The following is a 21,403-nucleotide window of genomic DNA, read 5'->3' on the forward strand; positions in this document are numbered from 1 at the left end:
GCCTCTACAAAGGTAAGGCTTCGCCATGCGCCGAAAGGCGATGCGAAACGACAACGTTATTCATCCTCCTACTCGCAACGAGACGCGCACCCAGCGACGATCCCTCGCTTGTAAGATATGCCCGGCGGTTCAACCACCACGACCGAAACGACTCGAAAGAAGCGGAGGGACCCGCACGATCAGCTTGCCCTCGCGCAGCCCATTATGATTTCCGCGGATTCGCTTCGTCGTTTTGGAAAGCACGCCCTTACGAGAACGCAGATTCCAAAACCGGCCTTTTACCAGCCGCCATGGGGATACAACCTCAAATGCACAGCAAAAGATTATGTATTCCCTGATAAAACTGGCGGTTGTCATTATAAATGATAGGTTGAGGTTTACAGTTTAGCAACGCCAAATGTGGAGATTCTTTTTCTAAGAGTCGTTTTTCTCGGTTAAGCCCCCTTTTTTTGCTTTCATTAACCAACAATTTCAGAACGGTTGTACGAACCTGTCTTATGTGGTTGTCATATGGAGAGCCTGCAAGCCTCCTCTCCCCCTTGCCCGCCATCACCGCCGGCAAGCTGCCCGCAACCATTGCCGAATCCTTTTGATGCACAACACGAATAACACCCCGCTAAAGAGGAATTACAACGTTTACGAGGCAAAAGATCGATTTCTCATTGACAAACGCGTCGAACGGCCGCTATCATTCAGTGGAGTAAGGCTGTAAAACTGTGTTTACGTGAAGAGCACCCAAGGAAAGAAGGATTTAATGAAGAAGAGGATTGTAGCGATTGCTTGTGCTGCAGCTCTCATGCTTGCGCTTCCGACGCTTGCATGGGCAGCCCCGAGCCCGAGCAACAATGGCACCGCCACGGGCGACAATGGTGTGAGCGCTGTCGTCAAGGCTGGTTCTGGCACTATCGAGAGCGTGGCTTCTACCTCCGCGAAGGCCAGCAACGTTCCTGCCGGCACCGATATCGTTGCTTCTTTCGAAGTTAAGGGCGACGCCACCAACGTCGACCTTACGTTCAACGTTGGCGCCAAGTACGCCGGTTACGCTTACACGGTTTACGTGCAGCATACGGACGGTACGACCGAGACTTTGACGGGCACGGTTGCCGCTGATGGCACCATCGCAATCCATGTTGACAAACTGTCCATCTTCTCCATCGCCATCGGCGCTGCGGGTTCGACAGCTAACGCCAACACGGGTTCCACCTCCCCGCAGACCGGCGTTGACCTCGGCACCGTTGCCGGCGCCACCGTCGTGACGGCCATCGCCGCCGGCGCTGTCTTCGTGGCCCTGCGCAAGAAGGTCACCGAGTAGCAAGCACACCGCAAGTCTTATATAGAACTTGTATCGAAGAGACCTGTTTTACAACAGGTCTCTTCTTCTATGGGCAAACGGTTTGCTACCATAGCCTCAACACTTGAGGTACGAAACACCTTTACGAAAGCGAGCGGTCCTTCCTATGCCGAAAGCGCCTTTGGAACAACGAAGCGACGACCTCCAGCCCAAGCACGCGAAGGCCGCCAGCCCCCTCGAGGCGAGGAAGAAGAAGCGCTCCATTATCATCCTCGCGGTGCTCCTCGCCTTTCTCCTGTGCGGCGTCGCCGCCGGGTGCGGCTATCTGATCTGGCAGCAAGCCGAGCTCGACCGCGTGGCCGAGGAGATGAAGAACACGCCGGAACCGGTGGTGGAGCAACCCGCACAGGATACCGCCGACAACCGGGTGGAAAACCCCATCGACTTCACGTCGCTGAAGCAGGAGAACCCCGATATCTACGCGTGGATCCACGTTCCCGGCACCGATGTGAACCTCCCTGTGCTGCAGAGCGCCACGAACGACTTCCTCTACCTCGACCATAACAAAGACGGCGACTACGCCATCGAGGGAGCCATCTACACCGAGATGGCCAACAACACCGATTTCAGCGACCCCGTGACGGTGCTCTACGGCCACAACCTGCAGAACGGCACCATGTTCTCCACCCTGCACTACTTCGAGAACGAGGACTTCTTCAACGAGCATGACACGCTGTATATCTACACGCCGGGGCATGCGCTCACCTACCGCGTTGTCTCGGCCTACCTGTACGACGACCGCCATATCCTGAACTCCTACAACCTCTCCGATCCGACGGTGCGCCAGGAATACTTCAACTTCGTCATGCATCCGGATTCTCTGCTGGTTAACACCCGAAGCGACACGGAACTGTCAATTGATGATAAAATAGTGCAGTTGAGCACCTGCATGAGCGACACCAACCACACAACCAGCCGCTACATCGTTACTGGAGTTTTAATAGATGACCAACCGACCTACTAACCGACCGACGCCGCCCTCGCGTGCGCCTCGAAGCGGATCCCCCTCCACCCAGGCTCCCCAGCAGACGGCGGGTCAGCCAACGGAAGGGCGAGCCGACTCGTCCGAGTTCTTTGCCCAGCAGGCGGCCTCCCAGAACCAGGAAGTGCTGATCCGCAAGCGCAAGCGAAGCCACTCGAAACGCAAGAAACGCATTCGCGTCGCGCTTGTCGTACTGGTCGTGGTGGCCCTGGTGGGCGGCGGCACGGCCTGGGGCGTCATGAGCACCATCAAAGCCGGCGAAGGCGCCATCCACGAGGCCTCCCAAGCCGAGGACATCCAAACCGCCGAAAACGCCGTAGCCTACGACGAGGGCAAGACCGTCAAATACAACGGCCACACCTATGCGCTGAACGAGAACATGGTCTCCATCTGCATCATCGGCTTCGACCGCACGGCACCCGCCGAGGTGGGCGAGAAGGCCGGCCAAGCAGACGCCGTCATGGTGATGGCGCTCGATACGAAAACCGGCGAGGCCACCGCCATCGGCCTTCCCCGCGACAGCATGGTGGAAGTGGGCGAATTCGTGGGCAGCGCGTTCATCGGCCTTGACAAGATGCAGCTGTGCCTGGCGTACAGCTACGGCGACGGCAGGGAAACCAGCTGCCAGTACACCACCACCGTGGCCTCGCGCGTACTGTACAACATGCCCATCTCCTACTACTTCGCACTCGACTTGAGCGGCGTCGGCCCGCTGAACGACGCCATAGGCGGCGTGGCGCTCACGCCGCTGCAGAGCATCCCCAACACGGGCATCGTGGAGGGGCAGGACACCGTGCTGTTCGGCAACAACGCGCTGCGCTACGTGCAATGGCGCGACACGTCGGTGCTCACGTCCTCGCTCGACCGCCAGGCACGCCAGGTGCAGTACATCAAGGCTTTCGCCGCCCAGGCGCTCAGCATGGCGCAGGGCAACGTGGGCACGCTGCTGGACCTGTTCAACACGGCGAACGGGTATTCTATCACCAACCTGGGCGTCAGCGAGTTCAGCTACCTGGCCACCTCGGTGCTCTCGAGCGGCATCACGAGCCTCAACGTGACCACGCTCCCGGGCGAGATGCAGCAGGGCGAGAAATACGCCGAGTACTACCTCGACAAGAATGCCGTCTACGAGACGGTTTTGGACGTGTACTACCGTCAGGTCGACTAGCATTCGACCTGGAAACGCGATACCTGGGCTTATAAGGAGAGATAACCCGTGACCTTGCTAGAACTGCTCCACCTGCTTCGGAAGAAGTGGTACCTGGTCGTCGTGTTCCCGCTCGTTTTCGCGGGAGCCACCGCCATTTACTGCTGGGGATTCATGTCGAACGACTACACGTCCGACGTATCGCTCTACGTGCTCAACAAAACCGACGAGCAGAGCTCGAACATCACGAGCAGCGATACCACGGCCAGCCAGCAGCTGGCGAACGACATCGCCGTCATGGCCCAGTCGAACCGCGTGATCGACGCCACCGCCCAGTCGCTGGGCATGAGCACGCTCAAGGGCTACGACATCAAGGTGACCTCGGCCACCACGAACCGCGTGATCACGTTGAGCGTCACGGGCAAGAAGCCCGAGGCCGTGGCGCAGATTGCCAACGAGCTGGCCAAGCAGACGGCCGACACCGCCGTGGAGGTCATGGAGCTCAAGGCCGTCAACATCGTCGACGCCGCCCAGGTTCCCAACGCCCCCTCGGGCCCGAACCGCATCATGTACACCGCCGTCGCCTTCTTGGCAGGCCTGTTCTTCGCCGTGGCCCTTATCGTGCTGCTCGACCTCATCGATACCACCGTGAAGAGCCCCGAGGAAGCCGAGGAGCTTCTGGGGCTGCCCGTCCTGGGCCGCATGCCCGCGCTGAAGGGTAAGGGGAACTAACATGGCCAAGAAGAGCAAGAAGATCCTCGCGCGCTTCGAGCATCCGCAGTTTTCCAACGCGTCGAAGACGCTTCTGGCGAACATCCGCTTCGCCTCGGTAGACGAGAAGGTGAAGACCATCGTGGTCACCTCCTCGGAGCAGAACGAGGGCAAGACCATCGTGTCCACGAACCTTGCGAACGCCATCGCCACGGCGGGCAAGAAGGTGCTCATCGTGGAGACCGACATGCGCCGCCGCTCCCTGGGCAAGCTGCTCGATATCCACCCGACAAGCGGCCTGTACGCCGCCCTCTCGGGCTCGGCCTCGCTCAACGATGCCATCCTGCCGACGCACATCCCGAACCTGTACTTCCTCGACGCCGAGCCGAACATCCCGAGCCCCGCGGACATCCTGAGCACGAAGCGCTTCGCGTCGCTGGTGGACAAGCTGCGCGACTCGTTCGACTACGTGATCTTCGACACGCCCCCCGTGTCGCTGTTCGTGGATGCCGCCATCTTGAGCAGCCTGGTGGACGGCACGCTGCTGGTCATCCGCCAGAACCAGACGAAGCGCTCCCTCGTGGCGAAGTGCGCCCAGCAGCTCCGTGTGGCCGATGCCCGCATCCTGGGCACCGTCATGACGTTCTGCACCGATGACGAGAGCAGCTACTACTACGCCTACTACACGCAGGACGGCAAGCGCGTGAACAAGGAGGACCTTGAGCCGGCCGCCATGCCTTCCGACCTGAACAACCCGGTGGCCTGGGAGCAGGAGGGGCACACCTCGCCCCGGCGCGCGTCCTCGGGACGTTCGGCAGCGCAGCCGCGCCCGGGCATGGCAGACGTGCAGGGGGCCGTGGCGGGAGGCAATCCCTACGCGCCCAACGCGTTCAAGGCCATGACGCCGGGAGGCAAGACGCCGCGCCACAAGAACCGGACGCGCTCGTAAGCCGGAAGCTGGAGCGCATCTCGCCATGTTCGACCTCCATTGCCATATCCTGTTCGACGTCGATGACGGGTCGAACGATTTCGCCGAGTCGCAGGCCATGCTCAACGCCGCCCGCAAGTCGGGCATCGACAACATCGTCTGCACGCCCCACTGCCGGGGCTCGCGCTTCGACTACCAGCGCATCGTCGACCACTTCGACGTGCTTAGCCGGTTCGCGCATTCGCAGGGCTTTCAGATGACGTTGGGCTTCGAGGTGTACTGGGAGAACCTGATAAGCTTCGGCATCGACAACGCGTCGCACCTCTGCTTCGAGGGCACCAACCTCCTGCTGCTGGAGTTCGGCGTGGCCAGCCTGCCGCCGAATTGGCAGCGCATCATCTACAACCTCCAAGGGCAGGGCATCCAGCCCATCATCGCGCATCCGGAGCGCTACCGGCCCGTGCAGAACGACATCGGCATTGCCGAGGAGATGAAGGATCTGGGTTGCTTGCTGCAGTTGTCGGGGAACTTCGCCGCAGGCGGGTTCCGCAGCAACAGCAAGCGAGCGGCGCTCAAGCTGCTGGAGAACGACCTGGTGGATTACATTGCCTCGGACGCCCACTGCGTGGAGGACTACGCCGACTACCGCAAAGCCATCAAGATCGCCCAGAAGTACTAACGCAAAGACGCCGCCCCGAGGGGCGGCGTCTTCTTTCTTGCAGGTTTGGGCCAAAATCAGAGAGGCCTCCTGGTGCCGGGGATCGGCCTGTCAGCCGACAAGCCGACGGAACAGGCTAGACGCGCTTGATGAAGCGGCCGTCGCGGGTGTCGATCTGCAGGATGTCACCGATCTCGACGAACGTGGGCACCTGCAGCTCCACGCCGGTCTCGAGGGTGGCGGGCTTCGTCGTGTTCGTGGCCGTATCGCCCTTGAAGCCGGGCTCGGTATGCGTGACCTCGAGCTCGACGAACATCTGGGGCTCGATGCTGATCAGCTCGTCGCCGGCATAGAGCAGCGTGGCCTCGTCGTTCTCCTTGAGCCACTGGGAGGCATCGCCCACCACGTCGGCCGGGATAGCCGTCTGCTCGTAGGTGTCGTTGTCCATGAAGTTGAAGTCGGCACCGTCGTTGTACAGGTACTGGAGCTTCTTCGACTCGAGGCGCACGGACTCCACCTTCACGCCGGCGTTGAACGTGTTGTCGATGACGCGGCCGGTCTTGATGTCCTTGAGCTTCGTGCGGACGAACGCGCCGCCCTTGCCGGGCTTCACATGCTGGAACTCCACGATGGTGCACAGCTTGCCGTTGTACTCGATGCACATGCCGTTCTTGAAATCGGCGGTAGAGATTGCCATTCCCTTGGTTCCTTTCGATTGCTCGCGCCGACCGCGGAACTGCTCTCGTCTGGGGCGGCGGCACGCAGATATTTTGCCGCTATATTATAACCATGTCGTGCGTCGATTGGGTGAAAACTGCGAAACCATCATGGGTTATGACGCCGAAGTCCTCCAGGCGCATGCCGAACTCGCCGCTTAGGTAGACGCCCGGCTCCACCGTGACCACGTTGCCGGGAACGAGCGGGTGTGGGTTGCGCGGCGAGAGGTTGGGCTCCTCGTGGATGTCGATGCCCACGCCATGGCCCAGGCCGTGGCCCATCTTGCCCGCGAAACCGTGGTCCGCCAGCACGCGCTCGGCCAGCTCGTGCATGTCCTTGCCGGTGACGCCGGGGCGCAGCGCGGCCTCCACCTGCTCGTTCGCCTGCCGGATAGCCTCGTAGGCGGCGCGCAGGCGCTCGTCGGGCTCGCCCAGGAACACGGTGCGCGTCATGTCGGAGCAGTAGCCGCAGGCACGGGCCCCGAAGTCGAGCACGACGCACTGACCCGCCTCGAGCCGTGTGGCGCCCGGGATGGCATGGGGGCTCGCGCCGTTCGGGCCCGTGGCCACGATGGAGGGGAACGCGAGGCCCTCGGCACCGTGGCGGCGCATGAAGTCCTCCAGCTCTATCTGGACCTCCCGCTCGGTCATGCCGGGGCGCATGAACGCGACGATATGCGCGAACGCGGCATCGGTGACGGCCTGGGCGGCGCGCAGGCGCGCGACCTCGGACGGCTCCTTGACGGCGCGCAGGTCGAGGACGAAGCGGCTCGTCTCGTGCAGGCGCGGTACCTCGGCGGGTGCCTCGACGAGCGCGGCCTCGAGGGCGCGGAACTCGCCGAGCGCGAGGGAGTCCTCGATGCCGAGCACGAGGGAGGCGGCAGGCGCGTCGCCCTCGGCGTTCGCGGCGTCGCAGCGATTGCCGAGGGCGTCGGCGACGAACTTCGCGTGGGTCTTCCGCGCATCGTCGACGGCGACGGGACCGTCCGCGGCGGCGACGCGGGCCGCGTCGGCATAGCGCGAGTCGGTATGGAGCACCGCGGCGCGCGGCGTGACGAGCAGCGCATGGGCACCTTCGTCGTCGAACACGCCGTCGAAGGCGGTGAGCCAGGCGATGTTCGAGGTGTCGCGCACAAGGAATGCGTCGATGCCGGCGTCGGCGCAGGCGGCGCGCAGGCGGTCCAGACGGCAAGCAGAAGCGCCGGTCTGGGCGCAGGCGGCGCTATCGGCCGAGCAGCACATCGACGGCCTCCTTGTAGCCCTCCTTGCCCTTGCCCTTGATCTGGGCGATGCACACGGGTGCGATGACCGAGACCTTGCGGAAGTCCTCGCGCGATGAAATGTCCGAGAGGTGCACCTCCACGGTGGGCACGTCGATGGACGAGACCGCGTCGCGCAGCGCGTAGGAGTAGTGGGTATGGGCGCCGGGGTTGTACACGATGCCGTCGTAGACGCCGCGCGCCGCATGCAGGCGGTCGATGAGCACGCCCTCGTGGTTCGACTGGAAGCAATCGACGGTCGCGCCGCGCTCGGCCGCATAGGCCGCCACCTCGCGCTCGATGTCGGCCAGCGTCACCGTGCCGTACACGTCGGGCTCGCGCACGCCCAGCAGGTTGAGGTTCGGGCCGTTCAGCACCAGTATCCGCTTCATGAGCATTCCTCCTTCGAGCGCGCCCAGGCCTCCAGGTGCTCCAGGATGACGGCGTCGTCCACATCGCGCAGCTCCCAGGAGCCTACATCCCGCGGAAGGACGAAGCGCACCTGGCCGTGGCGCGCCTTCTTGTCGCGCTTCATGGCGGCGAGCAGGTCCGCAGGTTCGGCCGACCAGGCAAGCGCGGGAAGCCCCAGCGCGTCGAGCAGGTCGTCCTGCGCGGCCACGAACTCGAGGGACGCACCCGCGAGCGCCGCCGCGAGGCGCGCGGCGAAGCGCATGCCCTCGGCCACGGCGGCGCCGTGCGAGAACGTGCCGTAGCCCGCGAGCGCCTCCACGGCATGCCCGAGCGTGTGGCCGTAGTTCAAGCACTCGCGCACCCCGCGGCTCTCGGTCTTGTCCTCGGCCACGACGTCGGCCTTGAACACGACGCAGCGGGCGATGGCCTCGGACACGACGGCCTCCTCGCGCGCCGCGAGGGCATCGGCGGCCTCCACCAGCCAGAAGAAGAACTCGTCGGAGTCGATGACGGCCGATTTCGCCACCTCGGCGCAGCCGCACGCCCATTCGCGCTCGGGCAGCGTGGAAAGCGTTCCGGTGTCGGCGCACACGTACGCCGGCTGCTTGAACGTGCCCACGAGGTTCTTGCCGGCCGTGAGGTTCACGCCCGTCTTGCCCCCCACCGACGAGTCCACCATCGAGAGCAGCGTGGTGGGCACCTGCACGAGCGTCACGCCGCGCATGTACGTGGAGGCGGCGAACCCGGCCAGGTCGCCCACCACGCCGCCGCCGAGTGCCACCACCGCGCAGTCGCGGCCGAGCGAAAGATGTGCCATGGCCTCCCATATCTCGCCCGCCACCTCGACCGACTTCGTGTCCTCGCCCGCCGGGACCACGATATCCGGCACGCGGAAGCCCGCGGCCGCAAGCGACTCCCTCGCCCGGTCGCGGTAGAGCGGGGCCACGTTCTCGTCGGTGACGACCAACACGCGCTCCGCCTGCTCGAGCGACGGGACGCCGCGCATGCGCGCACCCAGCGCATCGAGCACGCCGGTGCCGATGCGCACGTCGTACGCCTCCTCGCCGGGAATGTTCACGATCACTTTCGTTGCCACAGGATTCCCTCCCTCTCCAACACGCCGCGCACCTCGCGCGCGATGGCCGCCACGCTCTTGCCGGACGTGTCCACCACGGCGTCGGCCACGTCCTCGTACAGCGGCAGGCGCGCCTCGATGGTCGCCCGCGCCGTGTCGAGGTCGCGGAACAGGGGGCGCGTGGACACATCGCTGATGCGCGAGGCCGCCTCGTCGGCGGTGACCTGCAGGTACACCACATATCCCCGCTCGGCCAAAATGGCGCGGTTCTCCGGCCGCAGCACCGCGCCGCCGCCGCAGGACACGAGCAGCGGCTCCTTCTCGGCCAGCTCGCGCAGCACGTCGGTCTCTATGGCGCGGAACGCGTCCTCGCCCGCCTCGGCGAAGAGCTCCCGCACGCGCTTGCCCTCGCGACGCTCCAGGTAGGTGTCCATGTCGACCGAGGCGATGCCGCACGTGCGCGCGAGCTTGCGGGCCACGGACGTCTTGCCCGCGCCCATGAAGCCCACGAAGAACACCGGCTTCGCCAGCTCGGACACGATGCGCGCGGGGCGGTTCTGCGAAGGCAGGCTCGTTGCGCTCATGCGCGTCACCGGGACAGCGTCCGCAGGCGCTGCCGGTAGGACTTCACGGCGGCCTTGATGTCGGTCATGTTGTCGTGCCCGAACTTCTCCAGGTAGGCGTCGGCCAGCACGATGGCCACCTCTGCCTCGGCCACCACGGCGCAGGCCGGCACGGCGCACACGTCGCTGCGCTCGCGCGAGGCCTCCTCGGGCTCAAGCGTGTCCAGGTTCACCGTGGCCAGCGGCGTCATGAGCGTGGGGATGGGCTTCATGGCCGCCGTCACGATGAGCGGCATGCCCGTGGTCATGCCGCCTTCCAGGCCGCCCGCGTTGTTGCGGGTGCGCGTGAAGCCGGCCTTGGGGTCCAGCTCGATGGGATCGTGCACCTGCGAGCCGGGACGGCGCGCCGCCTGGAAGCCCAGGCCGAACTCCACGCCCTTGATGGCCGGGATAGAGAACAGCGCCCCTCCGATGCGGCCGGTCAGGCGCTCGCCTGCCGTGGCGTAACCGCCCACGCCGGGCAGCAGGCCTGTGGCCACGACGCGGAACGTGCCGCCCAGGCTCTCCCCCGCCGCGCGCGCGGCGTCGATGGCGGCCTTCATGGCCTCGGTGGCCTCCTCGTCCGGGCAGCGCACGTCGGAGAGCTCGATGTCGAGCGGCTTGTAGTCGGGCGCGGCGAGCATCGGGTCGTCCTCGTCGAGCGACACGTCGCCGATGGAGGCCACATAGGAGAACACCTCCACCCCGAGCTCGGCCAAAAACTCGCGGGCGATGCCGGCGGCGGCGACGCGCGCCGCCGTCTCGCGGGCGCTCGCGCGCTCGAGGATGTTGCGGCAGTCGTCGGTGTTCGTCTTGAGGGCGCCCACGAGGTCGGCATGGCCGGGGCGCGGGCACACCTCGCGCACGAGGTCGGACGGCGTGTCGCCGAACGCGGCCATGCGATCGGTCCAGTTCTCCCAGTCGCGGTTCGCCACCGTGAGCGCCACCGGCGAGCCGATGGTACGGCCGAAGCGCACGCCGGAGGTCACGCGCACGCGATCGCGCTCGATGGCCTGGCGCCCGCCGCGGCCGTAGCCCGACTGGCGGCGCGCCAGGTCGCTGTTTATCTGGTCTTCGGAGATCTTGAGGCCTGCCGGCACGCCGTCCACGATGGCCGTGAGGGCCGGGCCATGGCTCTCGCCCGCTGTTAGGTAGCGCATGTTGGTCCGCTTTCCCGCTGTCGTCGTTTTGCGCCTATTGTACCGCAGCCGCGCGGCAAGGCGAACGACGGTTCGCCCGTCGTACCAGATCGCCATGAAGCGGGAGGGGAAGTATGGGAGCGGGACGGCCGCGCTTCGCGCGCCAGCGCGAAAACAGCCGCCCAGGTTGGCGCAGTAAGTCAGCGAGGCCGGCCGTGGCACCCGAGATCGTGGGGATGGCGGAGGCGACGCGTACAACGGGTACGCGAGCCTCCGGGATCGCCGCGAGATCGGGTGCCACGGCCGGCCGCCCCCTTCGGGGACTTGCTTCGCGGCGCAGCATGTCGGCTTCGTTCCGGCGGCCGTCAGGCCGACGGAACCGGGAGCCGCCGGAACCTAGAAACCTGCAGCGTCGGCCATCACGGCGAACAGGTCGATCGCGTCCAGGTCGACCTCGACGCCGGCGATGTCGCAGACGGTGCGCACGCTGGCCACGGCCTGGGCCACGAGCATGCCCGCGCCGTCCGACACCGTGCAGCCCGCGGCGCGGGCGCCGGCGACGAAGGCCGTCTCGCCGTGGCCGTACACCACGTCGAACGCGCGCTGCCCGGGCTGGAAAAGCGCCGTGTCGAACGGGGCCGGGTCGCCCTCCTGCATACCGAGGGGCGTGGCGTTCACCACGAGGTCGGCGTCGCGTATGGCTTGCGTGGACGTTGCGTAGCCACCGAACTTGAACGCGGTGGCGTCGTAGGCCTCGCGGAAGCTGCGATGGTGCTCGCTCGCCGCCGGCAGGTCGATCGCGGCCGACGACAGCCGTCCGAACTCGTCGACGTAATCCTGCAGCACGGACTGTGCACGCTCCCTATCGCGCCCCACGAGCACGACCTCGCGGGCCCCGGCGACGGCGCAGGCGTGCAGGATGGCGAGCGCCGTGGGGCCCGTGCCGCACACGGCCACCGACGCCCCGGCAAAGTCGAAGCCCGTTCGCTCGAGGAAGGCCACGCAGCCCTGGCCGTCCGTGTTGTACGCAAGCAGCGCTTCCCCATGCTTGACCAGCAGGTTCGCCCCGCGTGCAAGCTTGGCCGACGCCGCCTTGTGCGTGGCCGCCTCGTAGGCATGCGGCTTGTACGGCGTGGTGATGTTCACCGACAGGAAGTCCCGCGCGGCCAAAAACGCCCGCGCCTCGTCTTCGCAGGCCAGGTCGGCCAGCTCGTAGCACCACGGCAACCCCAGCCGCCCGTACACCGCGTTGTACATGACCGGCGACTTAGAATGCGCGATGGGATGCCCCAGCAGGTACAGGTTCTCGACAGTCTCCAGCGTGCTCATGAGGCCCCTCCCGTTCTAGCAGGTTCGTCAATCCCCCCACTCGCAGGTCCACCAAGGTCAGCGAGGGTTTCCCCGGCGCCCGAGGTCGTGGGGATGCCGGAGGCGAAACGCGCCCCGCAGGAAGTCCCCTTGGGGGATACTTCGGTACGCGAGTCTCCGGCATCGCCGCGAGATCGGGTGCTGGGGGAAGCCGCAGCGTCGGCAGCTTCCGGCGGCTGGCAAGCCGTCGGAACGCCAGCGCCCTCGGGCTTCCGCTCGCCCATGACCAGGCGCTCGAAGTTGCGCAGCAGCAGCGTGTGGGGCAGGTCCTGCTCCACGAGCGGGGCCAGCAGATAGGCCTTCATGCCCAGGAAGTGGGCGCCCAGTACGTCGGTGACCAGCTGGTCGCCAATGACGACCGTGGCAGCGCGCGTTGCGCCGATCTTGCCCAAGGCCCTGAGGAATGCGGGCGGCAGCGGCTTCACGGCCTTCGCCACGATGGGCAGCGACAGGCGGTTCGCCAGCTGGTAGACGCCCTCGTGCCAGTTGTTGGACACGAGGCAGAACGTGATGCCGGCATCGCGCGCCTTCGCGAGCCAGAAGCCCGCATCGCGCGGCACCTCGTGCGTGTCGCGCGTAAGGATGGTGTTGTCGATGTCGAGCAGCACGAAGCGGAAGCCGAGCGCCAGCAAGTCGCGCTCGATGTCGACGTGCGACAGGCGCGAGAAATAGCGGTCGGGTTCAAGAAGCGGCATGGTCGGCTGCTTTACATTAGGGACGGTCAGGCGTTCGGCACAGGCGCAGGCGGCCTACGAGAACGTGTTCATGTGGTCTTCATACGTCTCGGTGAAGTAGTAGCTGTCTCCCTCGAAGTAGAAGAAGAAGTACTTGCCGAGCGATTCCTGGTCAGGTGCGCACACGGCCTTGAGGCAGTCGAGGCTCGGAGAGCAGATGGGCGTGGGCGGCAGGCCCTTGTTCGTGTACGTGCTGTAAGGCGTCTCGGCATGCACCTCCTCGGGGGTGGGGTCATGACCCACCTCGTAGGCGGTCGTGGCATCGCTTTGCAGGAAGCCGTAGCTGGGCTCGCCCGTCGTCTCCAGACGGTTGTAGAACACGGCGGCCACCTTGGCACGGATCTGCTCGTCGCCGCTCGATTCCTTCTCCACGATGGAGGCCAGGTTTACGGCGTCGTAGATGGAGAGCCCCTGCGACTGCGGGTACGACCAGTCCAGGCTCGCCGTCTCCTTCTGGAACTGGTCGAGCATCATGCGGACGAGCGAATCGGCCGTGGCGTCGTCGGCCACCGCGTAGGTCTTGGGGAACAGGAAGCCCTCGAGGGAGTTCGTGCCCGCATCGGCCAGGAAGCTGTAGCTGGCCGCGTACACGCTGGCATCGGAGGCGGCGGCCGTGAAGGCCTCGGCCGTGATGCGGCCCTCGGAGGCCGTGGCGACGGCCGCGGCGATGTCGGAGAGCTTGTAGCCCTCGGGGATGGTGAGCGCGTTGCCCATATCGGGGCCCGCGGCGATCTGCCTGACGATATCATCGAGCGACGTGCCGCCCGCGAACGTGTAGGTGCCGGGCTTGAGCTGGGACTCCACACCCATCTCGCTCACGCGCTTCGCGAAGTCGGAAGCACTTCCCACCAGCTTCTCCTCCACGAGCAGCTCCCCGATGGCCTTGGCACCGGAGCCTTGCTCCACCACGACGGTGGCTTCCTGGCCCTCGGCAAGGAGCTCGACCGGCGCGGAGCCGGAGCAGCTGTTGAACAGGGTGAGCCCGCCCCAAGCCAGGCCGCCGATGACAACGACGGCGAGCACGGCCGCGAAGATCTTCGGCCCCTTGCTCTGCTTCGGGCGGATGTAGCTGGTATCGTAGGTGCGGAATTCGCGCTCGCCGCGCGCATGGGCCGACCGGGCTGCGTGGTTCGGGCGCTGCGAATACGTGACTTGCTTCCGTGGGGGCATGGACGTTCCTCTACCTTTCGGCTTGCCTAACGGCGCGCATCAAGCCACGCCTGCAAGAACAGACTTGCGGCTATCATATCTATTTTGCCGCGCATCTCGCGCTCGCCCAAGCCCTTTTCACGCAAACTCCGTTTGGCCTCCTGCGAGCTCAACCGCTCGTCGGCGAACTCATGCGGGATGCCGCACGCCTTCGTGACGGCATCGGCCGCTGCGCGGATGCGCGCGGCCTGCGGCCCCTCCTGGCCGGCCAGCGTGTAGGGCAGCCCGCACAGCAGCAGCTCGGGCTCCCAGTCCTCCAGCAGGCGGCGGAACGGCTTCGCGCACGAGAGCACCTCGGCAGCCGGCAGCACGCACACCGGCGACGCCACCCGCTCCCCCGGATCGCATACCGCGACGCCCACCCGCGTTTCGCCTATGTCGAGCGCCATGATGCGCATGCTAAGGGCCTTTCTTGATCGGTGTGCAAGCTGGCCCAGCAGCGGGCTGTTCGCGCGAGCCGGGACTGCCCGAGCGCCGTGATGCATCGGACAGCCCCAGCCGGGGGCGTTACAGCAGCATCTCCCGTGCGGCCTCGAAAGCCGCGTCGATCCCCGAGGCGTCCTTGCCGCCCGCCTGCGCCATGGCGGCCTTCCCGCCGCCGCCGCCCTTGATGTTGCCGGAGATGGCCTTGATGACGGCGCCAGCGTCGAAGCCGGCCTCCACCGCCTCCGGCGTGCCGGCGGCCAAAAGCGTGGGCTTGCCGTCCTTCTCGGTGGCCAGCACCGCGGCGCCCGGCTTGCCGAGGCGCGCGCGCAGCACGTCCCAGGCGTTGCGCATCTGCCCCGCATCGGCCTCGGGCAGGCGGCCGAAGACCACCGGATAGCCGCCCTTCGCCTCGACGGCGCCCTCGACCAGCGCCGAGATGCCGTCGTCGGCGATGGTCTGGCGGTTGCGCTTCATCTTCGTCTGCAGCTCCTTGAGCTGCTTCACGTTGGCGGCGGTGCGCTCGCTCACGTCGAACAGGGGCACGCGCAGCGCCTCGGCGCTCTCCTTGAGCTCCGCCTCCACGCGATTCATATACGCCAGGGCATCGAAGCTGGTCACGGCCTCGATACGGCGCAGGTTCGCGCCCACGCTCGTCTCGGACGTGATCTTCACGAAGCCTATCTCGCTCGTGGCCGACACGTGCGTGCCGCCGCAGAGCTCCTGCGAGAACCCTTCGATGTCCAGCACGCGCACGAACTCGCCGTACTTCTCGCCGAAGAGCGCCATCACGCCGGCCTCGCGGGCCGACGCGAGCGAGGTCTCGTAGGCGCGCACGGGATGGTTCTCCATGACCTTCTCGTTCGCCAGGCGCTCCACCTCGGCGATCTGCTCGGCCGTCATGGCCTCGAAGTGCGTGAAGTCGAAGCGCAGGCGGCTGTCGGCAACGTAGCTGCCGGCCTGCTTCACGTGGTCGCCCAGCACCTGGCGCAGCGCCCAGTGCAGGATATGCGTGGCCGTGTGGTTGCGGCGGATGCGCTCGCGGCGCGGCACGTCGATGACGGCATGCACGGTATCGCCCACCTGGATGCGCCCGCCTGCCGGCTCGTCCATCACCTTGACGGTATGCGCGATCAGGCCCTTCTCGGGCTCCTTGGTATCGAGCACCGCCACGACGACGCCGTCCTCGGCCAGAACGCCCGTATCGCCGATCTGGCCGCCCTTCTCGGCGTAGAACGGCGTGGCGTCCAGTACCACGCGGCCCTCCTCGCCCGCTTCCAGCACGTCGACCTGCTGGCCGTCCTTCACGATCGCCAGCACGCGCGCGTCCGCCTCGTTCTTCGTGTAGCCGAGGAACTCGGTGGGGCCCACGGCCTCCAGGATCTCGTTCATCACGCCGCCGTACGTGGACCAAGCCGCCTCGGCGTCCTTCGTGTTGGCCGCGCGGGCGCGCTCGCGCTGCTCGTCCATGCAGCGGCCGAAGCCCTCCATGTCCACCTCGATGCCGCACTCGCCGCACAGCTCGCGCGTGACCTCAACGGGAAAGCCGTACGTGTCGTGCAGCGTGAAGGCGCGGTCGCCCGGCAGCACCTCGCCCTCGATCCCGGCCAGCGCCTCGTCGAGGAACGCGCGGCCCTGGCGCAGCGTGGCGCCGAAGCGCTCCTCCTCGGACAGGATGACGCGGCGGGCCAGCTCGCGGTTCTCAACGATCTCGGGGTAGACGTCGCCCATGAGGTTCACGATCTCGTCGACGTACTCGTTGAGGAAGGGCTTGTCCAGACCCAGCAGGTGCCCCTTCATCACGGCGCGGCGCAGCAGGCGGCGCAGCACGTAGCCGCGACCCTCGTTGGAGGGCAGGATGCCGTCGGCGATCATGAACGTCACCGAGCGGCTGTGGTCGGCCATGATGCGCAGTGACAGGTCGGCGTCGGCATCGGCCCCGTACACGGCGCCCGTCAGGCGCTCGCCCACGCCCACGAGGCTGCGCAGCACGTCGGTCTCGTAGTTCGACTGCACGCCCTGCATGATGGCCGCAATGCGCTCCAGGCCCATGCCGGTGTCGATGTTCTTCTTCGGCAGCGGCACGAACGAGCCGTCCTCCTGGCCGTCGTACTGGGTGAACACGAGGTTCCAGTACTCCAGGAAACGGTCGCAGTCGCAGCCCGGCGCGCAGTCGGGGCTGCCGCAGCCGAACTCCTCGCCCTGGTCGTAGTAGATCTCGGAGCACGGGCCGCACGGGCCGGTGGGCCCGGCGCGCCAGAAGTTGTCCTCCTCGCCCAGGCGCGAGATGTGGTCCTCGGGCACGCCGAGGCCCTTCCAGATCTCGATGGTCTCGTCGTCGTCGAGGTACACGGTGAAGTACAGGCGCTCGGCGGGCAGGCCCAGCACCTCGGTGGAGAACTCGTAGGCCCAGGCGCACATCTCCTTCTTGAAGTACGCGCCGAAGCTGAAGTTGCCGAGCATCTCGAAGAAGCTCAGGTGGCGGCCCGTGGTGCCGATGATGTCGATGTCGTTCGTGCGCACGCACTTCTGCGCGGTCGTGGTGCCCACGTAGGGCGCCTCGAGCTGCTTCTGCTGCAGGAAGTAGGGCTTGAACTGCACCATGCCGGCACTCGTCAGCAGAAGCGACGGGTCGTCGGGGATCAGCGAGGACGAGGGCCACCTCTTGCAGCCCTTCGCCTCGAAGTAGCTCAGGTACTTCTCGCGTATCTCGGCAGTGCTCATATACTCCATGTCGTCTGTCTTTCTTTCCCGTTGGTCCTCTGGTCTGCGCATCGGCCACACCCCCCGATGCCCCCTATGCTCAAGGCGGCCGCGGCGCCGAGGCGCCGGGCCCGCCCAAAACGTGCTGGAGACAGTTTAGCGTTCTTTGTTCTGCCGCGCCTTCTTTTCTGCGTCGGCCTTCCGCTGCTCCACACGCTCGAACGCAGCCGACACGTCGGGGTGCGGCGCGATGGCGTCGGCTATGGGGTCGACGGCATCGCCGTCTGCCGGCGTGCCCTGGAAGAACACCCCGTCCTTGGCCACGAGCTGGCGGCCCGTGCGCTTCTCGAAGTAGTACACGAACACCGACTTCGCCACGGCCACGGCCGGAATGGAGGCCAGCATGCCCACGAGCGAGCCGGTGAAGCCGCTCATGGCGCCGCCGATGGCCGAGCCGGCCATCAAGGCGATGAGGGTGAGGGCCGGGTGCACGTCCACCGAGTTCGCCATGATCTTCGGCGACACGAACGTGTAGACGATCTGCTGGATGGCGATGGTGCCCAGCAGCGCCACAAGCGCGATCCACGGGCTCACGAACACGCCCACCACGGCCGCGAGCGCGCCGCCCAGCCACGGTCCCACGATGGGGATGATGTTAAGCAGGCCGGCGATGCCGCCCAAGGCAGCGTAGTTCGGGATGCCGATGACGCCGAACAGCACGACGCAGCCCACGCCGATGATGGCGCACTGCAAAAGCGTGCCCTTGATGTAGCCGCCCATGACGCGCGTGAACGTGACGTGCAGCATCTCCAGGTCCTCGCGGTGCTTCGGGCCGACGAGGCGCTCGCTCTCGCGGCCGAGGTCGGGCAGCTCCATGAGCATCCAGAACGCCACGACCAGCGCGAAGCCCAGCGCCACGAACGTGTTCACCACGCCGGTTCCGATGGCCACCACGCCCGAGGCGCTGTCGCGCGCGAACGTGGAGGCCCAGGCCACGAGGGCGTTGAAGGCATCGGTGATCCACCCTTGCACCGTGTCGTTCTGCAGCACGTCGGCATAGCGGGCATACAGGTCGTTGCCCCAGTTCGCGATGGTTTGGATGTAGCCGGGCACGCTTTGGATAAGGTTTGTGAACTGGTCGCCCACGCCGAAAGCCGGTGAGAACATGAGCAGGCCCACCAGCGCCAGCACCACGAACATGAGCACGTAAGCTATCGCCGTACCGGCCAGGCGGGGCACGCCCAGCTTCTCCAGCTTGTTCACGGGGCCGCGCAGGCAGAACACGATCACCACGGTCCAGATGACGATGCCCACCGGCACGCTCAACAGGTTGAAGAGGTACACGAGGACGCCCGTCAGCAGGATGGCCCCCACGATGGTCCACACCGTGAGGAAGCGGCGTCGTGCTTTCAGCGCCTTGACCTGCTCGCGCTCGTTCTGTTCGGGATCCACCGGATCGGCTCCTCGCTATGCCTCAGGTTTATCCTGGTCGGATACGCTGTCAGCCGCCTTCGCTCCCGCCGGAGCCGCCTCGGCGCCGCCCTCGTACGTGAAGTAGCGGGTTGCGGCGTCGGCATCGGACGCGGCGGCGGTCATCACGGCGTCGGTCATGCTCGCGGCGGCCTCGGAGGTCTTCTCGGCGGCGGCGCGCTTGGCGGCGGCCTTCTCCTCGCGCTCCGCACGCTGCTCGGCCATGTGCTCGCGCTGGTCGGCCACGGCCGCCCCGGCCACGGCTGCCGTGCCCTTCGCCACGCTCTTCACCGCGTCGCCCACCGTCGCGTCGGCGGCCTTCTCGCGGCCGAGCGCCACGGACTCGTCGCTCGCACGTTTCGGCTTGAACGCGCTGCGCACGCGGCTCGTCACGTTGTTCACCAGCTCCATGGGGGCGCTCGTGACCGTGTCGACGGCGTCGACGGCCGAGGAGACGGAATCGGTGATCTCGTTCACGTCCTCAAGGATCTGGTCCACGCGCATGATCTCGAGGTTTGCGGCGTCCACGGTGAGCGACACGCGCTCGACGAGCGGGTCGACCTTCGCCGCCACGGGCTCGAGCGAGGCCGTGATGCGCTCCACGCTGGCAAGCGTCGGCTCGACCTGCTTCTGGACCTCCTCGACGGTCTTGCGCGTCCTGCGCACGGTCATGACCAGCTCTATGACGAGCCAGATGAGCGCCGCACCGACGAGCACGTAGACGATGGGCAACGCTATGCTGATGACTTCGCTGATATCCATGGAAACGCCTCCTGAGCTTACGCGAGTTTTCACTATATCATTTCCACTTCGGATTCTATACAGATCGAGTCACGTTTTCACCCGGCTTACACAGGCGGTAGCCGATCGGTTACTTAGAGCGCGACGTGGGGTTTTGCCCGTTGCCGCCCTCCATGCGGTCGCGTGCGGCCGCATCGGCGCGGTACGCCTCCCAGCCGCGGTCGCTCGGGCGGTAGAACGCGCCGCGCTCAAGGCCGTCGGGCAGGTAGCGCTGGTCGACCCAGCCGCCGGGGTAGCTGTGCGGGTAGCGGTACGTACCGTAGCTCTCGGAGCCGGGGCGGTGGCGGTCGCGCAGGTGGTCGGGCACGTTGCGGGCCGGGCCGTTGCGCACCTCGGCCAGCGCCGCGTCGATGCCCGCCTCCGCCGCGTTGCTCTTCGGCGCGAGCGCCAGGTAGATGGCGGCCTGCGCCAGGTTGATGCGGCACTCCGGGTAGCCGATGACCTCGGCCGACTTGAACGCGGCTTCGGCCACGAGCAGCGCCTGAGGGTCGGCGTTGCCGATGTCCTCCGATGCGGCGATGAACATGCGGCGCGCGATGAACTTCGGGTCCTCTCCCCCGTCGATCATGCGGGCGAGCCAGTACAGCGCGGCGTCGGGGTCGCTGCCGCGCATGGACTTGATGAACGCCGAGATGATGTCGTAGTGCATATCCTTGTTCTTGTCGTAGGGCAGCGTGCGGTGCGGCGTGGCGGCGCGCACGTTGTCCTCGGTGATGCGTGCGGGTTTCTTCGCCGTGCCGGGCTCCACCATGCCGGCCGCCAGCTCGAGCGTGGTGAGGGCCCCGCGGCCGTCGCCGCCGGCCAGAAGGACGATGGCGTCGCGCGCCTTCGCGTCCAACCGGTACCGGCCGCCCAGGCCGCGCTCGTCGGCCACGGCGCGGTCGACCAGCTCGCCGATGTCGCCGTCCGACAGCCCGTGCAGCTCCACGATGCGGGAACGGCTGATGAGCGCCGAGTTCACCTCGAAGAACGGGTTCTCCGTGGTGGCGCCCACCAGCACGAGCACGCGGTCCTCCACGGCGTGGAGCAGCGCATCCTGCTGGCTGCGGTTGAAGCGGTGGATCTCGTCGACGAACAGGATGGTGCGCAGGCCGCCCATGGCCAGGCGCTTGTCGGCCGCGTCGATCTCCCGGCGCAGGTCAGACACCGTGCCGCCGATGGCCGACACCTCCACGAACGTGGCCTTCGTCGTCTCGGCCACGATGTGCGCGAGCGACGTCTTGCCCGTGCCCGCCGGGCCGAACAGGATGACCGAGCTCAGGCGGTCCTGTTCGATGGCGTTGCGCAGCCAGCTGCCGAGGCCCACAGCCTCGTCCTGCCCCACGAGCTCGTCCAGCGAGCGCGGGCGCATGCGCACCGCCAGAGGGGCGACCTCCGACTTGCGCTCGTTTTCCATTTCGGTGAATAGCGTATCCATGGCGTCCATGATACCATGCGAACGTCTGTATGGATAGAGTGTGACAAAGGGACGGGGATAATGTCACGTTCCCGAATGCTTTACGGCATCCCAGCCCATCGCGGAACGTGACATTATCCCCGTCCCTTTGTCACACCCCGCAGGGGGCTTGTGTACGTCTGTTGAATATCGGGTGACGGAGCATGTCAAGACTTTTCTTCGCCTGAAACGCACGTATACTCTGAATCAGGTCCTGCCCTCGAAGCCATACTTTGCGATGGACCGATGCTGTAACATGAGGGAGCTCAAGATAGCGCGCG

General features: G+C 66.2%; 21 protein-coding genes. 6 read left to right on the forward strand and 15 right to left on the reverse strand.

All coding sequences use genetic code 11. The features are described 5' to 3' along the window. Nucleotides 1–304 precede the first annotated feature (304 nt). A complete protein-coding gene (locus tag C1877_RS15180; protein ID WP_147274547.1) occupies nt 305–577 on the reverse strand; it encodes a hypothetical protein in 273 nt (90 codons plus the stop codon). A 177-nt stretch (nt 578–754) separates the two neighbouring features. On the opposite strand from C1877_RS15180, the gene C1877_RS10375 reads away from it, so the two are divergent. The 6 genes from C1877_RS10375 to C1877_RS10400 all read left to right on the forward strand — a co-directional run bounded on the left by C1877_RS10375 (nt 755) and on the right by C1877_RS10400 (nt 5,798). Then, nucleotides 755–1,312, forward strand: a complete 558-nt coding sequence (locus C1877_RS10375) for a hypothetical protein (protein WP_015539562.1) — start codon at nt 755–757, stop codon at nt 1,310–1,312. Between the two features lie 160 nt (nt 1,313–1,472). Continuing rightward, nucleotides 1,473–2,315: a class B sortase gene (locus C1877_RS10380; protein ID WP_227115055.1), complete on the forward strand. Its 843-nt coding sequence runs from the start codon at nt 1,473–1,475 to the stop codon at nt 2,313–2,315. Between the two features lie 142 nt (nt 2,316–2,457). After that, entirely contained in the window at nt 2,458–3,501 is a 1,044-nt protein-coding gene (locus tag C1877_RS10385) for an LCP family protein (RefSeq protein WP_041239314.1), read from the forward strand. Nucleotides 3,502–3,549: 48 nt separating this feature from the next. After that, on the forward strand, nt 3,550–4,212 hold the full coding sequence (locus C1877_RS10390; protein WP_041239312.1) for a YveK family protein: 663 nt from the start codon (nt 3,550–3,552) through the stop codon (nt 4,210–4,212). Between the two features lies 1 nt (nt 4,213). After that, nucleotides 4,214–5,140 (forward strand): CpsD/CapB family tyrosine-protein kinase, encoded by a 927-nt coding sequence (locus C1877_RS10395; RefSeq protein ID WP_114569121.1) that lies wholly within the window; start codon nt 4,214–4,216, stop codon nt 5,138–5,140. Nucleotides 5,141–5,165: 25 nt separating this feature from the next. Further along, a complete protein-coding gene (locus tag C1877_RS10400; protein WP_015539559.1) occupies nt 5,166–5,798 on the forward strand; it encodes a tyrosine-protein phosphatase in 633 nt (210 codons plus the stop codon). Nucleotides 5,799–5,913: 115 nt separating this feature from the next. On the opposite strand, the gene efp is transcribed toward C1877_RS10400, so the two are convergent. The 14 genes from efp to C1877_RS10470 all read right to left on the reverse strand — a co-directional run bounded on the left by efp (nt 5,914) and on the right by C1877_RS10470 (nt 21,104). Beyond that, entirely contained in the window at nt 5,914–6,474 is a 561-nt protein-coding gene (gene efp, locus C1877_RS10405; RefSeq protein WP_015539558.1) for an elongation factor P, read from the reverse strand. A 79-nt stretch (nt 6,475–6,553) separates the two neighbouring features. Next, entirely contained in the window at nt 6,554–7,735 is a 1,182-nt protein-coding gene (locus C1877_RS10410) for a M24 family metallopeptidase (protein ID WP_114569122.1), read from the reverse strand. Further along, complete coding sequence (gene aroQ, locus C1877_RS10415) at nt 7,716–8,144, reverse strand: type II 3-dehydroquinate dehydratase (RefSeq protein ID WP_041239309.1); 429 nt, start codon at nt 8,142–8,144, stop codon at nt 7,716–7,718. Before aroQ ends, C1877_RS10410 begins: the two co-directional genes overlap by 20 nt. Then, nucleotides 8,141–9,259 carry a 3-dehydroquinate synthase gene (gene aroB, locus C1877_RS10420; protein ID WP_114569123.1) on the reverse strand — a complete coding sequence of 373 codons (1,119 nt, stop codon included), beginning with the start codon at nt 9,257–9,259 and terminating at the stop codon, nt 8,141–8,143. Before aroB ends, aroQ begins: the two co-directional genes overlap by 4 nt. Continuing rightward, nucleotides 9,244–9,822 (reverse strand): shikimate kinase, encoded by a 579-nt coding sequence (locus C1877_RS10425; protein WP_231847605.1) that lies wholly within the window; start codon nt 9,820–9,822, stop codon nt 9,244–9,246. The genes aroB and C1877_RS10425 overlap by 16 nt, the downstream gene beginning before the upstream one ends. A gap of 5 nt (nt 9,823–9,827) precedes the next feature. Beyond that, a complete protein-coding gene (gene aroC, locus C1877_RS10430) occupies nt 9,828–11,000 on the reverse strand; it encodes a chorismate synthase (RefSeq protein WP_114569124.1) in 1,173 nt (390 codons plus the stop codon). 375 nt (nt 11,001–11,375) lie between these two features. Then, entirely contained in the window at nt 11,376–12,308 is a 933-nt protein-coding gene (locus tag C1877_RS10435; protein WP_114569125.1) for a shikimate dehydrogenase family protein, read from the reverse strand. Then, nucleotides 12,305–13,042 (reverse strand): YqeG family HAD IIIA-type phosphatase, encoded by a 738-nt coding sequence (locus C1877_RS10440; RefSeq protein WP_015539552.1) that lies wholly within the window; start codon nt 13,040–13,042, stop codon nt 12,305–12,307. The genes C1877_RS10435 and C1877_RS10440 overlap by 4 nt, the downstream gene beginning before the upstream one ends. Nucleotides 13,043–13,096: 54 nt before the next feature. Next, on the reverse strand, nt 13,097–14,251 hold the full coding sequence (gene mltG / locus C1877_RS10445; protein ID WP_015539551.1) for an endolytic transglycosylase MltG: 1,155 nt from the start codon (nt 14,249–14,251) through the stop codon (nt 13,097–13,099). 26 nt (nt 14,252–14,277) lie between these two features. Further along, nucleotides 14,278–14,688, reverse strand: a complete 411-nt coding sequence (ruvX, locus tag C1877_RS10450) for a Holliday junction resolvase RuvX (protein ID WP_015539550.1) — start codon at nt 14,686–14,688, stop codon at nt 14,278–14,280. Nucleotides 14,689–14,797: 109 nt separating this feature from the next. Beyond that, nucleotides 14,798–17,446, reverse strand: a complete 2,649-nt coding sequence (alaS, locus tag C1877_RS10455; RefSeq protein WP_114569126.1) for an alanine--tRNA ligase — start codon at nt 17,444–17,446, stop codon at nt 14,798–14,800. 126 nt (nt 17,447–17,572) lie between these two features. After that, nucleotides 17,573–18,868 (reverse strand): AI-2E family transporter, encoded by a 1,296-nt coding sequence (locus C1877_RS10460; RefSeq protein ID WP_181813836.1) that lies wholly within the window; start codon nt 18,866–18,868, stop codon nt 17,573–17,575. 15 nt (nt 18,869–18,883) lie between these two features. Continuing rightward, nucleotides 18,884–19,648 (reverse strand): DUF948 domain-containing protein, encoded by a 765-nt coding sequence (locus C1877_RS10465; RefSeq protein WP_227154885.1) that lies wholly within the window; start codon nt 19,646–19,648, stop codon nt 18,884–18,886. 109 nt (nt 19,649–19,757) lie between these two features. Continuing rightward, complete coding sequence (locus C1877_RS10470; RefSeq protein ID WP_114569188.1) at nt 19,758–21,104, reverse strand: replication-associated recombination protein A; 1,347 nt, start codon at nt 21,102–21,104, stop codon at nt 19,758–19,760. Nucleotides 21,105–21,403: the final 299 nt, after the last annotated feature.

The sequence above is a fragment of the Gordonibacter pamelaeae genome (assembly GCF_003340385.1).
GTDB lineage: Bacteria > Actinomycetota > Coriobacteriia > Coriobacteriales > Eggerthellaceae > Gordonibacter > Gordonibacter pamelaeae.